Source organism: Streptomyces sp. Rer75 (genome assembly GCF_013414305.1).
Lineage (GTDB): Bacteria > Actinomycetota > Actinomycetes > Streptomycetales > Streptomycetaceae > Streptomyces > Streptomyces himastatinicus.
Map to the genome: position 1 here is coordinate 3454740 of NZ_CP058693.1, position 15243 is coordinate 3469982.

Here is a 15243-nt window from a genome sequence, read left to right on the forward strand (position 1 = left end):
GTAGTATCCGCCGGCCCCGGCGCCGCCAGCGGGTAGTTGCGGGTCAGTGGCAGTCAGTGGGAATCGTCATCGGCGGGGTCTCGTGGGCGGTGCAGGGGGATCACTCTGCCGCCTGAGGCGGCGACCTCCTGCCGTAGCAGCGTGTTGTCGTGGTGGAGTGCGGCAATTGCGGTGGCGGCGGCATCCAGGCGGCGCTGGAGCGTGGTGCACTGCCGGGTCTTCTCGGCGAGCTTGCGCTTGAGCTCGCAGATCTCCTCGTCGCGGCGGGCTTCTCCGGGGGTGGCACTGCCATGCTGGGCGAGGTGAGCGTCCCACTCGGCGAGGACGGTGTGGGCCCGGTTCATGGTGGCCCGGCTCACCCCTGCCTCCCGCCACAGATTTTGCTTGGTCAGCCGGCCGTCGGTTCGCTGGGGTTTGCCCGCGAACAGGCGTTGCATCGCGGCGCGCAGTGCTTTGGCGGTCTCTTCGGTGACGCCGTCAGCTGTCAGGGTCCGATCGGCGGGGCCAGTCACGTGTTCTCCTCCATGACCTGGGCGAGGACAGCGTCAGCGCGCTCGACCTCGCGGTGGATGACGGCCTTGCGGGCCGCAGGCAGGCGGCGGGTTTCGAGCAACTTGAGCTGTGTGCGCTTGTGCGAGTCGTAGATGGGGACGTGCTCGACGCCGATCATGCTGTTGTGGCAGCGGTCGGGACGGCACCGCCAGTCCAGCGGGCCGGTGTGCCCCTCGGGGATGACAGTGTTCTCACGGCAGACGGCCCCCTGCGGGTTCGCCTCATCGAAGAGACAGTTGTTGAGCATGCCGAACCGGATGGTGATCCGGGCCTTGCGCAGCAGGTCGTCCTCGACTCGGGCGTCGCCGCCGTTGGCCTTGACGGTGGCGATGATGTCGTCGAACACCTCCTTGACCCGTTCCGCGCCGGCACCATAGCCAATCGGTTTTCCGTCCTTGTACTGGCCGTAGAGGTCCTTGAAGCGGCGGAACCGGGTGGCTTCCAGGGCGGTTTCCAGCAGCTCGGCCCACTGAGTGTCGGCGGCCGCATACGACTGGGTGGTGCGGTTGGCCAAGGCCCGTGCGGCGACGTGCTTGAGCTGGATCCCCAGGGCGATCTCGGAGCCGGGGAACTGGTCGGTGAGCATGGCCATGGTGTGGCGGAACATGTGCGGGCGGACCCGGCCTTCGGGGATCTCGTCCAGTCCCGACCAGGCCCGGCCGGAGTTCACCTCGTTGATGAACGCGTCGATCATCTGGTCGCCGTGAACGACCTCAGTGCTCTCGGGCCTCTTCATCGGGGAGAAGACGCGTTCGTCGTGGACCGAGACGATCTCGGCCAGAGTGATCGCCTCGGCAGCGGGTTCGATGATCCACCAGTGCTTGCCCGGCCGGCCCGCTCGTCCCTTGTCCAGGTGCGACTTGATCGCCGGAGCGTTGTAGTGCTGGACGACGGAACCGCGCCTGATCTCGTGGATCTCACTGTCGCGCATCATGGACAGTGCCGCGACCAGGCAGAATGCGGCGTCCCTGAGCCGGACCAGCATGCGCGTCAATGCCCTGGGATCAAGGCCGGGATGCCAGGGGCCGACACTACCGTCCGCCCGGGTCACCTCGACCAGATCGTGGATCAGGCCGGACGTCGTGGGGTGCCCGGCGTCGAGGGCCGCCCGAACCTTCTCACGCCGGCGCATCCCGGACGGCAGCGCTGCGGTGAACAGGCCGGATCCCTTGGAGGAGCTGAACCCCATGAACAGGGCCAGCAGGTTCCAGTTGACGCCCTCGTGCTTCTTGCCGAGGGAGGACCCGGAGTGGGCCGGATCGTGCAGCGGGATCCGGTTGCCGGGGTCCGCGAGCCAGGCGTCGAGCACCTCGTCCGCCTCGCCGCTCCGATCGGTGCTGGTCCTCGCGATCGCGCGAAGCTGCTGGTAGCGGGTCATAGCACGCAGGACGTCGGGGGCGAAGGTGTGCACATAGATCCAGGCCGCCCTGACCAGCGGAAACCATACCTTTGGTGCGATGGTGGGGGTGGACAGGTCGTGTGTCACCTCGTACTTGGCAGCCTTGCGTGCACTCATGCCGTGCCAGGGGTCCACAGCTGGGCCGCCCAGGGCCAGGGCGGGGCCGATCTCGTGGAGGAACTTCGCGACGACGATGTAGTTCATCAACGTGCCGGGCTTGCGGCCCTTCTGCCGCAGCCACTTGATGAACCGGCGCAAATCCGTATCGCGCCATGTCCCCATCCGGGCCGGCAGTCCCTGCTTCTCCGCCCAGCCGGCCAGGGTGCGCAGCGCGGATACCCGGCGGATGGCGGTCTGCACGTCGAAAGGCTCGGGGGCGAGATGGACACCCGCGTCGATCAACGCCTCGTGCCGCGGATTCGCCATGATCATGAAGGTTTCCCGGGCCGTGAGATTCCACTCGGGATCGTTCAACCCGTTGCTGAACGTGGCCCGCCAGCCGCACTCGGGGACGTTGGCGTTGCGGCGGACCACGCCGTTGAAGTCCCAGATGCCCACCTGCCCGAACAGCGGCGAGTCGGCGTCGCCAAGCAGGGAGTGGCTCTGGATGACCGGCTCGCCGTCCTTGAAGATCGAGACGGGCAGCGGTCGGGCTGCGGGTGTACTCATGCGTCGAACTCCACGTGTGCGGCCAGCGGAAGGGACAAGGCGATGCCGCCCTCGGCGATGTGCTTGCGGGCCAGCGCGATCTCCTGCTCGGTGCGGTCCTGCAGTACCGCCTGCAGATTGACGTAGGACTGTCCCCACAGTGCGGTGAAGTGATGCGGGGCCAGCCGCTGTCGGAGGCGCTCCACGTGGTCGCTGAACAGCAAAAGTTGAGGAAGCTGACTGGGCAGCACCCAGGCGTTGCGGCATTCCAGGCAGCGCAGCGGGGCGACCGCGCACAGCTCTCCGGCGGGGCTGAACGGCGAGTCATAGGGGTTCTTGCAGTGGGTGACGCCCATGTCCAGCTCGCCCTGGACCAGGTCGTCGGCCTCCTTCTCGCTCAGGCCGAGGGCCTGAAGCTGCGTGCTCTCCTCGGCGACCTGTGCGGCCTCCTGAGACAGCACGGTCGGCCCCTCGAGCGCCTTACTGAACCAGTGCTCCTGGGCGGAGTTGATCACCTCGGCGGAGATCACTCGCAGGGTCGTCCCCTGCGCGTAGTGGCCTTTGAACGTCTCCTCGTAGTGGTCGTCGGCGGCCTCGTGGATGTGGCCGCGGGAGGCGACGACCTTCTCCACCTTGCCGGACTTGCGCAGGCGCCTGACGTCGGTCTTGCCCTCGACGGTGACCCCGTGGACCTCCAGCCACCTGCTGAAACGGGCCAGTGGGGCCTCGGGGTTCCACTCGCAGAACTTCAGCTCACGGTCCACGTCCACCGCCGCCCGAACGAACAGATTCCCCTCCGGGTCGGCGGCCCGCTGCCGTGCGCGTTCGGTCACGGCCATCAGGCGCTTGACGATCGCGCCGGGCTCGCGGCGGGGCCGGTCGGTAAATTCCTTGGTCTCGATCACGTCCGCCATCTCGATCGAGGTGTCCTTGAAGGCGCGGTAGTAGCGGCGCTTCGCGCGCTTGCGTACCAGCGTCAGCCGCACTCCTCGGGGCGTGAACTCGACGCCGTCCTCGGTGAGTTTGCTGACCTCCTCGGGCGGGTGCGCGGTGGCGTCGATCAGCAGCACCCGGAAGGCGTGCAGGTCGAGGGTGCTCGGCCACAGCTGGGCGACCAGATGCCGGGTCAGCTCGATGCGGGCCGTGGTCACCGGCATGCTGCCGTCCGGCCGGCGGATGCACGCACGCAGTTCCTCGGTCCACCCCCGTGCCGGACCCACGGCGTCGCTGATCTGCGCGGGTGTGACCGCCTCGTGAGCAAGGCCCCACAGCAGATCCGGGATGGACATCCACGATCCGTCGCCCGGGTGGCGGCCCTGTGCGGCCAGACGCCAGCCCGTCTCCAGGCGTTTCTCCATCGCGATCACAGCTGCCCAGGCGGCACGGACCATGGCCTGCTTCTCCGCGCGGGAGAACTCATCGAGTTCTTCGTTCTCGCCGATCGGGACGCCGCTGCCAGCCTTGGCCAGCGCGGCCATGCGCTCAGTGACCGGCCGCTCCGGGTGTTCCACCCGTCTGCGGATCAGAACCCGTACGGCGCCGGACAGGATGGCGGGCCGGTTGGAGTTGGGGGCGAACCCTGACGGCAGTTTCCTCTCCCAGGTAGCCATGGCCCGTGCCAGGTCGGGTTGATCTCTGCCCAGGGAGGCCCGGGCCGCGTCCTCGCCCAGCTGAGCATCCACCGACGTGCACAGGTTGTCGATCGCCTGCTGATAGGACTGCACCGTCCCGGCCGCCAGCCCGGCGGCCTCCACATACTCGACCCACTCGTCGGCCAGCTCCGCTGCCAGCTGCGAGCAGGTGTACACACTCGGCAGGACGCGGTTGGTCAGGTTGCGCCTCGTCGCACTCGACGTACGGATCACGCGCTCGCCGACCTTGCCCGCCACCGGATCCGGCACCTCGGGGACGTCCGGGAAGTCCCTGGTGAACTCACCCCTGCGCGGCATCGGCCACCCCCCGCTTCTCCAGACGGAAGGCGTGCGAGGCGATCTCGGCGTACGTCGCCTCGCTGCCCAGCTCGCCGACCCAGCCGCGGAAGGCCTCGTCGAACTCGTTGAGCAGGTCGTCGGTGTACTCAAGGTACTCGTACGTGGTGGCCGGGTTGGAATGCCCGAGTCTCCGGCTGACGATCAATAGTGGATTCAGCCGCATGTGGCTCGACAGGTAGGAGCGGTGCCGGCGGCGGCGTGCAGCCGCGTCCGGCTCCTCGCCGTCCATCTGCCGCTCCAGGTAGTTGAGCATCTGCAGGGCGTAGGTGTGGCGAAGGTCGTGCCAACGCCACCTCTTGCGCGGCAACACAGTCCGCTCGCCGGCGAGCGCACTCATGCGGCGCCAGGCGGCGTGCCGGTAGCGCTTCCACGAGTCAGCCCCGGGCATCAGGCCACCCTGGCAGATGAACACCGCCAGCGCCTCCAGGCCCACGTCCGTCTCGTGCACCGCGATCCGCCGCAGCTCCGGGTCCATCGCGGACATCGCGAGCACCTGCTCGCCCCCGTCCAACACCCCGTAGACGAGACCCGATTCATGGTCGATGCGGGAGACGACGAACAGATCGCGGTACCGCTTCTCCAGGCGCTTCACCGATGTGGCAGCCTGCTCGGGCCGCTCCAGCAGCAGGTAGGGCTCCAGCCCCTTCATCGAGTCGTCCGGAACGTAGATGGAGCGGGCCTTTCCGTACTTCGCGCAGGCCTGAACGGTGAACTCCACGTCCCTGACCGGGTGCCCCACCCCAATGCCCAGCTCGGGCAGCAGGACCGTCGCCCACTCCTGCCACCGCATCCCCGTGCCCAGCGCCAGGTCTGCCGCCGCTCGGTTGCGGTGCGGCGACCAGCCCCGAAACGACGAATCCACACGTGAGTCCGGAAGCTGGCCGCCCAGACCCACGTCGCGGAAGTACCGGTACTGCTCCAGGGTGAGGTGACGGATGTCCATCCGCTGCCTCAGCTTGGGCGCCAGCGGATTCCGTCCCCGCGATCCAACCCGCACCGGCCGATGCTTCACCAGCCCCACGTCGTCCTTCAGGTAGCTGTAGAACCGGTCGAGGAGCTGAGACTCCTTGCCCCATGCCGCGTCCTGGAGCGGCCGTCTCTGCAGCACCGTACGAACCCGCTTGTAGGCCCTGACGTCGGACTCGGTGGCCGAGAGGACATCTCGCCCTCGATGTTCCTGATGATCGGAGTACCGGAAGAGGATCCGCCCGTACTCCTTCTTCGTGCTCTTCGCCAACTCGTCGTTCGACAGGCTCCGACCCCACGAGCAGTGCGGCTCGATGGGCATCATCGTCTCGTCATCGAGGTAGATCGGCATCCCGTCCGCAAGCGCCCGATCATCCAGCAGCGCTGCAACTTCCTCACCGGAGATCACTTCGCTCTCCAAGTAGCGCAGCGCCAACTTTGAGTATAAAAAGAACAGTTGCACCCTATGCCCTCCTTGAGACAACTCTCACCAGAGAGATAGCAGAGCGTTCTCTAGGCACACCACTCCGACGCCAACAGGGGGGGTACTTCATGAGACAGATCTGAACTGCCCTAAGAAGAAGTGGGTGAGGACGAGCAGCGGGATGCGGACCACACCCAGCGTCCGCAGACAGCGGTCGACGGCCCGTGGCTCGGGACCGGCGTCCACGACGACGGCCGTGCCGGGACCCGCGGCCAGGACCAGGGCGTCGCCCTGGCCCACATCGCAGGCGACGACCCGCCAGCCGGGCGGCGGCCAACCGGTGATGACCCGGGTCAGCGGCGCCGGGCGCACCACCGCGAGCAGCAGGAGCAGCGCACAGACCGCCCACAGCCACCGGTGCCGCAGCAGGCGGCGCCCCAGGAGGACAGCGACCAGGGTGACCGCCGCCAGCAGCAGCCCACCGGGCCAGCCGCCCGGCCAGCCCGCCTCCGCACCGGGAAGCCCCGCGCCGGTGCGGGCCACCCCGGCGATCCACTCGGCGGGCCAGCCCGCGGGCCAGGCGACCCACCGGGCGACCGGAAGCGCGAGCGGGGCCACCGCGAGCGCGGCGGAGCCGAGGATCATGGCGGGCCCCACCGCCAGCTCGGCGAACAGATTGCAGGGGATCGCCACCAGGCTCACCCGCGCGGCCATCATCACCACCACCGGCGCGCACACCGCCTGCGCCGCCGCGGCGGCCGCCAGCATCTCGGCCGGTCGCGGCGGCACCCCACGGCGCCGCAGGGCGGCGCTCCACCCGGGTGCGAAGGTGAGCAGCGCGCCGGTGGCCAGGACGGAGAGCAGGAACCCATAGCTCCGGGCCAGCCACGGGTCGTACAGCAGCAGCGCGAGGACCGCGGCGGCCAGGGCCGGGAGCAGGGAGCGGCGGCGCCCGGTGCCGATGGCCAGCAGCGTGATCAGCCCGCATGCCGCCGCCCGCAGCACGCTGGGATCGGGTCGGCAGACGATCACGAAGCCGAGCGTGAGCGCGCCACCGAGCAGGGCCGTCGTCCGGAGCCGCATGCCGAGCGCCGCGGCCAGCCCGCGCCGCTCGGCCCGCGCGGCGAGGTGGGGAGGGCCCGTCAGCAGCGCCAGCAGAAGCGTGAGATTGCTGCCGGAGACGGCCAGCAGATGCGTCATGTCCGTGGCCCGGAACGCCTCGTCGAGGTCCGGCGGGACCCGTGAGGTGTCCCCCACGACCAGCCCTGGCAGCAGCGCCCGCGCGTCCGGGGACAGCCCGTCCGTCGCGGTACGCAGCCCGGCACGCAACCGACCCGCCAACCGCTGGACCGAGCTGGGCGCCCCGATGACGCGCGGCGGACCGCCACCGCCGCGCACCACCGCCGCGAGCCGGTCCCCGTCGCGCAGCGGCGGCACCAGGCGGCCGTGCACCCGCAGCCGCGTGGACGGCAGCAGCCGCAGCCACGCCGCTCGCTGCCGGGCCTCCGGGTGAACCGTCACCAGCACCGGGGCCCGGGTCTTCGTCGACGTGCCGTCAGGCCCGGTGATCCTGGTGGCCTCCGCCTCGACCACCACCGACACGGGCGCGAGCGCGGCCCCGCGCACCCGGGGGCGGCTGAGCCTCGGATCCCCCGTGACCGTCACCTCGGCGGTCGCCTCGGCGAACTCCCCGGCCAGCGCCGGGACCGGTCCGCGCCGCACGTCTGCCGCGTGCAGGGCGGCCACCGCCCCCGCCGTGGCCCCGCACAGCAGGACCGCCGCCACCGCCCCCGCCGTGCGCCGCTGGGTCCGCCCCATCGCGGCCCGGCGCCGACGGGTCACGTACAGCAGGACGGCTGCCGCCAGGCAGGCACCCGCGCAGACCACGGCCACGGTGCGGCCGGGGGTGCTCAAGGCGATCGCCGCCGCGGCCCAGGCCGCCAGCGCGGGCGGCACCAGACGAAGGTCCGCCGGGCCCTCCTGGCGGGGGTCGGACGCCCCGCGCGGTGAGGCGGCGGCCGCGTGCACCGGGGCGCGGGGGCGTGCCGTCCGCACGGATGTCATGGCTGAACCAGCGGGCGGAGATCGGCGAACCGGCGGTCGCCGATGCCGTTGACCTCACGGAGTTCATCGAGGGAGCGGAATCCGCCGTGCTGGGTGCGGTAGTCGAGGATGTGCCGGGCCAGCACCGGGCCGACGCCCGGCAGGGTGTCGAGCTGTTCCGCCGTCGCCGAGTTGAGGCTGATCGTCCCGCCGGACGGTGCGCCTGGTGCGGGGCCGGAACCGGGTGCGGGGGCCGGGCCGGTGGGGGCGGCGCCTGCGGGTGCCTGCTTCGCGGGGGCGCCGACCACGATCTGCTCACCGTCCACCAGGGGCCGGGCCCGGTTCAGTCCGCTCGTGTCCGCGCCCGGGCGCGCCCCGCCCGCCGCCTTGATCGCGTCGGCGACCCTCGCCCCGGACGGCAGTTGCCGCAGCCCCGGGCGGCGGACCTTGCCCGTCACATCGACCACGACCGACCGGCCGCCCGCGCCGACGGTCGCGCGCTCCCCGGCCGTCGGCCCGGCTGCCGCACGCGCGGGTTCGGGTTCGGGCGCCCGTACGGTCTGCGGGCGGCCGCTCCAGAAGTGGTAGACCGCGAAGGCCACCGCGACGACGAGGGCGACCGCCAGCGCGGCGACGGTCCGTAACTCCATGCCGCAGCGCAACTGAAGCCACAGCGGAAGGCGTTCGCGCAACGCCAGCCGCATCCGGTCGCGGCGGCGCAGCGTCTGGCTGCCGCCGGGGTCGGCCGTCTCGTCCGCGGCCTCGTCCACCGCTTCGTCCGCGGCTTCCGGCACGGCCCAACGCGGCACGCGACGCCCCGCGGCCCCGCCCGCCCCCTGCTCCGAGGGCGCGCCCCCGTCTTCGACCGAGCCGACGGCCGCCGCCCCTGCGCCGGTTCCCCGGCCGGGAGCAGACCTCCGATCCGGAACGGGCACCGCGTCCAGCGCGGAGACCGGAACCGGAGCGCGGGGCGGCTCCGAAACGGACTCCCTCCCCGGAGCAGCTACCGCGCCCAGAGCGGGCATCCCATCCGGAACCGACGCCGCTCCTGAGCCGGGCGCCTGGCCCAAGACGGCCACCGACCCCGACGCCCGAGCCGCACCCGACGCCCGAGCCGACCCCGACGCCCGAGCCGAACCCGGGGCGGGAGCCGAGCCCGAAGCGGGAACCGGACCAGCAGCGGGCACCCGGACCGCAGCAGGCACCGCACCCCGGGCAGACGACGCCCGCCTCGACGCGAACGCCGCCCCCAGGTCAGACACCCCACCCGAAACCGCCGCCCCCGAGCCCGGCGCCCGGCCCGGAGGTGGCACCCGACCCGAGGCAGGCACCGCAAGCCCAGCGGAGGGCGGAACCGGAGCGTGGGGCGGCATCGAAGCGGACTCCCTCCCCGGGGCAGCTGCCGCGCCCAGAGCAGGCATCCCCTCCGAGGCCGACGCCGGCCCTGAACCGGGCGCCTGGCCCGAGACGGGCAGCGGGCCCGGAGCGGGCGTGGGGGACACCCATGGAATTCGGGCGGGTGGCCGATTCGGGCTTCGGATCGGTGGGGTGTGGGTGGGCCCTTCCCCGCGGGTGGGGAAGAGGGCCGCCGCGCGGGCGCTGCGGGGTGGTGGGGCGGCGCGGGGCGCCGCCAGGCGGTGGCGGCCGCGGGGCGGTCGCGTCGTCACGGTGCGTGATCGTGTCCTCATGCCGACCGACCGTAGGCGCCTTCGCCCGATTCCGCTGAGCAGCACCGATTCCCGGGGATAACCCACGGTTTGTGGAAAACCCCGTCACCCGAACGAGTCCGCTACCGCGGCGAAATCACCGCGCCCAGCAGCCCCGGTCCGGTGTGCGCCCCGATCACCGCACCCACCTCGCTCACGTACAGCTCCGCGAGCCCCGGGACCCGCTCCCGCAGCCGCTCCGCGAGGGCCGTCGCGCGCTCTCCCGCCGCGAGGTGCTGGACGGCGATGTCCACCGGGCTCTGGCCCGCCCGCTCCACCACGATCTCCTCCAGCCGGGCGATGGCCTTGGAGGCGGTGCGGACCTTCTCCCGCAGTTCGATCCGGCCCTCGTCGAGCTGGAGCAGCGGTTTGACCGCGAGTGCGGAGCCGAGGAGGGCCTGCGCCGCGCCGATGCGGCCGCCGCGGCGCAGATAGTCGAGGGTGTCGACGTAGAAGTAGGCGGCGGTGCGGTCGGCCCGCTTCTGGGCCGCCGCGACGGCCTCGTCCAGCGTGCCGCCGCCCTCCGCGGCCTCCGCCGCCGCCAGTGCGCAGAAGCCGAGCGCCATCGCGACCATGCCGCTGTCCACCACCCGGACCGGTACGGGCGCGTCCTGTGCGGCGAGCACCGCCGCGTCGTAGGTGCCGGAGATCTCGGCGGACAGGTGCAGCGAGACGATGCCGGTCGCGCCCTCGGCCGCGGCCGCGCGGTAGGCGTCCGCGAAGGTCTCCGGGCTGGGCCGGGACGTGGTCACGGGCTTGCGCTTCTGTAGGGCCTCCGCGAGCGACAGGGCCGAGATCTCGGTCCCTTCCTCCAGCGCGCGGTCTCCGAGCACCACCGTCAGCGGCACGGCGGTGATGCGATGCCGCTCCATCGCCTCCTGCGGCAGGTAAGCCGTTGAATCGGTCACGATCGCGACATGGCGGGACATGACTGGGAGATTATCCGGGGAAGCCCCGGGCCGACAGCGCGACCCCACTGGATGATCACCGACCCTACCGGTAAGCCCGTGTTCAGGCGGTGTTCTCGGGGCGGGAGGACTCCTGCCATGGCTTCTGCCAGGACTTCTGCCAGGAATGCGGCTGCGGTCGGGGGGCGGTCTCCAGGGAGGGCGGTGAGGGCTGTTCCCGCTGTTGGGGTGCGGGCTCGCCCGCCGCAGCCCCCGGCGCAGACCCCGGCTCCGACGCCGCCGCCCGCGAGCCCGACGCGGGCTCCGACGCTGCCCGCGAGCCCGCCGCGGGGTTCGGCGCCGCCTGCGGGCCCGACGCGGAGCGCGGCTCCTCCACCGTCCAGTGCCGCAGCGCCCCCGCCTCCATCTCGATCTCGCGCCCCAGCGCGTCCAGCTCGTCGTGGGCGAACCGCTGTGCCCGCTCCCGCACCGCCCAGCGCAGGGAGTCCGCGGAGTGCGTGATCCGCTCCGTGCGCTCCCGCAGCTCGGGGAGCAGGGCCGCGAGGCGGGTCTTGTCGGGCTCCCGCTCCAGCCGCTTCAGGTCGTCGTCCAGCTCGCGGCCGTGCGCGCTGAGCCGCTGGAACAGGTTCAACGACTCCGCCACGGAGCGGTCTTGGCCCGCCACCGCGTGCAGGGCCTGCTCGGTGGAGGACATCGACGTGCGCAGCGACAGCCGCAGCTCGGCCAGCTCACCGGCCGCGCCCGGCCGGGAGAACTGGCGGGCCCGGAGCCGGGTGTCCTCGACCGTGCGGCGGGCCTGGTCCACGGTGCGGTCGAGGCTGCGCTTGGCCGTCCGGACCACCCGCACCGTGACATAGGCGCCGGTCACGATGAACAGGACGAAAAGCAGCAACAGGATCCAGATGGCTTCCATGTGCGCTCCTTCGGGCGGCGGTCACCGCGGTGGCAGCTGTCCTCCCAGCGTAAACGGACCGGGCGGGCCCGGGGTTCCTGACGAACCCCCAGCCCGCCCTTACGGGTAACCCCGAGCCGTCAGGCCGGGACGATGTTCACCAGCTTCGGCGCCCGCACGATGACCTTGCGGATGCCCGCGCCGTTCAGCGCCGCGACCACCGCCGGGTCGCCCAGGGCCTGCGCCTCCAGCTCCTCGTCGGAGACCGACGGGGCGACCTCCAGCCGGGCCTTGACCTTGCCCTTGACCTGGACCACGCAGGTCACCGTCTCGTCCACGACGTAGGCCGGGTCGGCGACCGGGAACGGCTCGTGGACGACCGACGCGTCGTGGCCCAGCTTGCGCCACAGCTCCTCGGCGATGTGCGGGGCCAGCGGCGCGATCAGCAGCACCAGCCGCTCGGCGATCGAGCGCGGCACCTCGCGCACCTTGGTGACGTGGTTGTTCAGCTCGGTGATCTTGGCGATGGCGGTGTTGAAGCGCAGGCCCACCATGTCCTGGCGGACCCCGTCGATCGCCTTGTGCAGGGCGCGCAGCGTGTCCTCGTCGGGCTCCGCGTCGACGACGGCGACCTCGCCGGTGGCCTCGTCCACGACGTTCCGCCACAACCGCTGGAGCAGCCGGTACTGGCCGACGACCGCGCGGGTGTCCCAGGGGCGCGAGACGTCCAGCGGGCCCATGGCCATCTCGTACAGGCGCAGCGTGTCGGCCCCGTACTCGGCGCAGATCTCGTCCGGGGTGACGGCGTTCTTCAGGGACTTTCCCATCTTGCCCAGCAGACGGGTGACCTTCTCGCCCTGGTACCAGTACGCCCCGTCGCGCTCCTCGACCTCGGCGGCCGGGACGGCGATGCCGCGGCTGTCCCGGTAGACGTACGCCTGGATCATGCCCTGGTTGTACAGCTTGTGGAACGGCTCGGCCGACGAGACGTGCCCCAGGTCGAACAGCACCTTGGACCAGAAGCGGGCGTACAGCAGGTGCAGCACGGCGTGCTCGGCTCCGCCGACGTACAGGTCGACGCCGCCGTGCGGCTGGCCGTCGCGCGGGCCCATCCAGTAGCGCTCGGTGCCGGGGTCGACCAGCTGCTCGCTGTTGTGCGGGTCCAGGTAGCGCAGCTCGTACCAGCAGGAGCCGGCCCAGTTGGGCATGGTGTTGGTCTCGCGGCGGAACGGCCGCGGGCCGCGCCCGTCGCCCAGGTCCAGCACCACGTTGACCCACTCCTCGTTCCGGGACAGCGGGGTCTCCGGGGAGGTGTCGGCGTCGTCGGGGTCGAAGGTGCGCGGCGAGTAGTCCTCGACCTCGGGCAGCTCCAGCGGCAGCATCGACTCGGGCAGCGCGTGGGCCACGCCGTCCTCGTCGTAGACGATCGGGAAGGGCTCGCCCCAGTAGCGCTGACGGCTGAACAGCCAGTCGCGTAGCCGGAAGTTGACGGTGCCCTCGCCGATGGAGCGGGCCTCCAGCCACTCGGTGATCCGGGCCTTGGCCTCGGTCACGCCCAGGCCGTCCAGGGAGACGCCCTCACCCGCCGAGTTGACGATCTTGGCGTCGTACGAGGCGAACGCGTCGTCCCAGGTCGACGGGTCGGTGCCACGGTCGTCCGAGGGCTCGACGACGCAGCGCATGGGCAGCTCGAAGGCGCGGGCGAAGGCGAAGTCACGGCTGTCGTGCGCCGGAACGGCCATGATCGCGCCGGTGCCGTAGCCCATCAGCACGTAGTCGGCGATGAAGACCGGCACCCGGTCGCCGCTGACCGGGTTGACCGCGTACGCACCGGTGAAGACGCCGGTCTTGTCCTTGGCCTCGGCCTGCCGCTCCACGTCCGACTTGGCCGCGGCCTGCTTGCGGTACGCGTCGACGGCGGCGGCCGGGGTGGCGTGCCCGCCGGTCCACACGTCGTGGGTGCCTTCGGGCCAGGCGGCCGGGACGATGGAGTCGACCAGGTCGTGCTCGGGCGCCAGCACCATGTAGGTCGCGCCGAACAGGGTGTCCTGGCGGGTGGTGAAGACCGTGATCTTCGCGTCGGGCTGGTCCTGCACCGGGAAGTCGACCCGGGCGCCCTCGCTGCGGCCGATCCAGTTGCGCTGCTGGAGCTTGATGGCCTCGGGCCAGTCCAGCGCGTCCAGGTCGTCCAGCAGCCGGTCCGCGTAGGCGGTGATCCGCATGTTCCACTGGCGCAGCTTGGCCTTGAAGACCGGGAAGTTGCCGCGCTCGGAGCGGCCGTCGGCGGTGACCTCTTCGTTGGCCAGCACGGTGCCCAGGCCGGGGCACCAGTTGACGGGCGCGTCCGAGGCGTACGCCAGGCGGTATTCGCCCAGGACGTCGGCGCGCTCGGCCTCGGTCAGCCCGTCCCAGGGGCGCCCGTCGGGGGTGGCGCGCTCACCCGAGGCGAACTGCGCGGCCAGGGTGTCGATCGGGCGCGCCTTCTTCGCCTCCGGGTCGTACCAGGAATTGAAGATCCGCAGGAAGATCCACTGGGTCCACTTGTAGTAGTCCGGGTCGATCGTGGCGAAGGAGCGGCGCGGGTCGTGGCCCAGGCCGAGGCGGCGCAGCTGGCGCCGCATGTTGTCGATGTTGGCCTCGGTGCTGACCCGGGGGTGGGTGCCGGTCTGCACCGCGTACTGCTCGGCGGGCAGGCCGAAGGCGTCGAAGCCCAGGGTGTGCAGGACGTTGTGGCCCGTCATGCGGTGGTAGCGGGCGTACACATCGGTGGCGATGTAGCCCAGCGGATGGCCCACGTGCAGCCCCGCCCCGGAGGGGTACGGGAACATGTCCATGACGAACTTCTTCGGCCGGGCGACGACATCGGCGTCACCGGTCAGGTCGCCGCCCGGGTTGGGCGCGTCATACGTGCCGTTCGCGTCCCAGAAGTCCTGCCAGCGGGCCTCGATGTCAGCGGCCAGCGCGGCCGTGTAGCGGTGCGGCGCGGCCACCTCGGCTGCGGCATTGGTCTCGCTCATGATCCTCAAAGCTCCATTGGTCGTCTCTGCCCGCGGTACAGGCCGATTCCCTCTTGTCCGGTGAAACAAAAAGGCCCCTCGCACAGGAGGGGACGCCGCGCCGATGCCGACCGGAGATGATCGCGGTCGGTACTGATCAGCGCGGCCCGCTAAGCAGAAGGCGTACGGCACGCATGGGGTCAGGTTACCGCAGGGCACCGAGGACCCGCATCGAGGTAGTACGCGGGTGGGGAAAGGAGAAGCGGGCCGTCCGCATCGGACGACCCGCTCCTGGGATTGTGGAGCTAAGGAGAATTGAACTCCTGACCTCCTGCATGCCATGCAGGCGCTCTACCAACTGAGCTATAGCCCCAGGTCTTGCTGTTCCGCCCGGTTCCCCTCGGCGGCATCGCCTACATTACACGGACGCCCCGGGCTTTAGCCAAATCGATTGCCGCGGGGGCCCTGACCAGTGCCCCTCACGCCGTCGCGAACGAGTAGAAACGCTTCAGCGTGCAGTGCTCTTCGAGGAGCCGACCGTAGATCGGCTCGCCCTCCAGCTCCCGGTACGTCTCGATCGGGTCGCCCTTGATGATCAGCGCCTGGGCGCACTCCGCGCACCAGTACTGATAGTCGGAGTTGAGCGGCTCCATGTCGCGGACGATGGGCGTGCCACCGCCGCACCAGTCACATTTCCGGCTGTGTGCTCCCATGTCAC

9 protein-coding genes, 1 tRNA gene and 1 pseudogene are annotated in these 15243 nt (G+C 71.2%); all 11 read right to left on the bottom strand.

The features are described 5' to 3' along the window. Positions 1–53 precede the first annotated feature (53 nt). Entirely contained in the window at positions 54–512 is a 459-nt protein-coding gene (locus tag HYQ63_RS14760; protein ID WP_257231856.1) for a hypothetical protein, read from the bottom strand. Beyond that, on the bottom strand, positions 509–2620 hold the full coding sequence (locus tag HYQ63_RS14765) for an integrase (RefSeq protein ID WP_218929563.1): 2112 nt from the start codon (positions 2618–2620) through the stop codon (positions 509–511). Before HYQ63_RS14765 ends, HYQ63_RS14760 begins: the two co-directional genes overlap by 4 nt. Beyond that, positions 2617–4548 carry a hypothetical protein gene (locus HYQ63_RS14770; protein WP_179934247.1) on the bottom strand — a complete coding sequence of 644 codons (1932 nt, stop codon included), beginning with the start codon at positions 4546–4548 and terminating at the stop codon, positions 2617–2619. Before HYQ63_RS14770 ends, HYQ63_RS14765 begins: the two co-directional genes overlap by 4 nt. Beyond that, positions 4532–6019: a hypothetical protein gene (locus tag HYQ63_RS14775; protein ID WP_179934248.1), complete on the bottom strand. Its 1488-nt coding sequence runs from the start codon at positions 6017–6019 to the stop codon at positions 4532–4534. The genes HYQ63_RS14770 and HYQ63_RS14775 overlap by 17 nt, the downstream gene beginning before the upstream one ends. Positions 6020–6136: 117 nt before the next feature. Then, positions 6137–8044 (bottom strand): annotated as a pseudogene (locus tag HYQ63_RS14780) (ComEC/Rec2 family competence protein); the annotation flags it as partial. Then, positions 8041–8817: a helix-hairpin-helix domain-containing protein gene (locus HYQ63_RS14785; RefSeq protein ID WP_373689084.1), complete on the bottom strand. Its 777-nt coding sequence runs from the start codon at positions 8815–8817 to the stop codon at positions 8041–8043. The pseudogene HYQ63_RS14780 and the gene HYQ63_RS14785, both read right to left, overlap by 4 nt. A gap of 995 nt (positions 8818–9812) precedes the next feature. Next, positions 9813–10658, bottom strand: a complete 846-nt coding sequence (locus HYQ63_RS14790; RefSeq protein WP_179934250.1) for a DegV family protein — start codon at positions 10656–10658, stop codon at positions 9813–9815. Positions 10659–10740: 82 nt separating this feature from the next. Next, positions 10741–11550 (bottom strand): hypothetical protein, encoded by an 810-nt coding sequence (locus tag HYQ63_RS14795; protein WP_179934251.1) that lies wholly within the window; start codon positions 11548–11550, stop codon positions 10741–10743. A gap of 119 nt (positions 11551–11669) precedes the next feature. Next, a complete protein-coding gene (gene leuS, locus HYQ63_RS14800; protein ID WP_179934252.1) occupies positions 11670–14546 on the bottom strand; it encodes a leucine--tRNA ligase in 2877 nt (958 codons plus the stop codon). Positions 14547–14825: 279 nt separating this feature from the next. Beyond that, positions 14826–14898: transfer RNA gene (locus HYQ63_RS14805), tRNA-Ala, on the bottom strand. A 106-nt stretch (positions 14899–15004) separates the two neighbouring features. Beyond that, positions 15005–15238: a hypothetical protein gene (locus HYQ63_RS14810; RefSeq protein ID WP_009717962.1), complete on the bottom strand. Its 234-nt coding sequence runs from the start codon at positions 15236–15238 to the stop codon at positions 15005–15007. Positions 15239–15243: the final 5 nt, after the last annotated feature.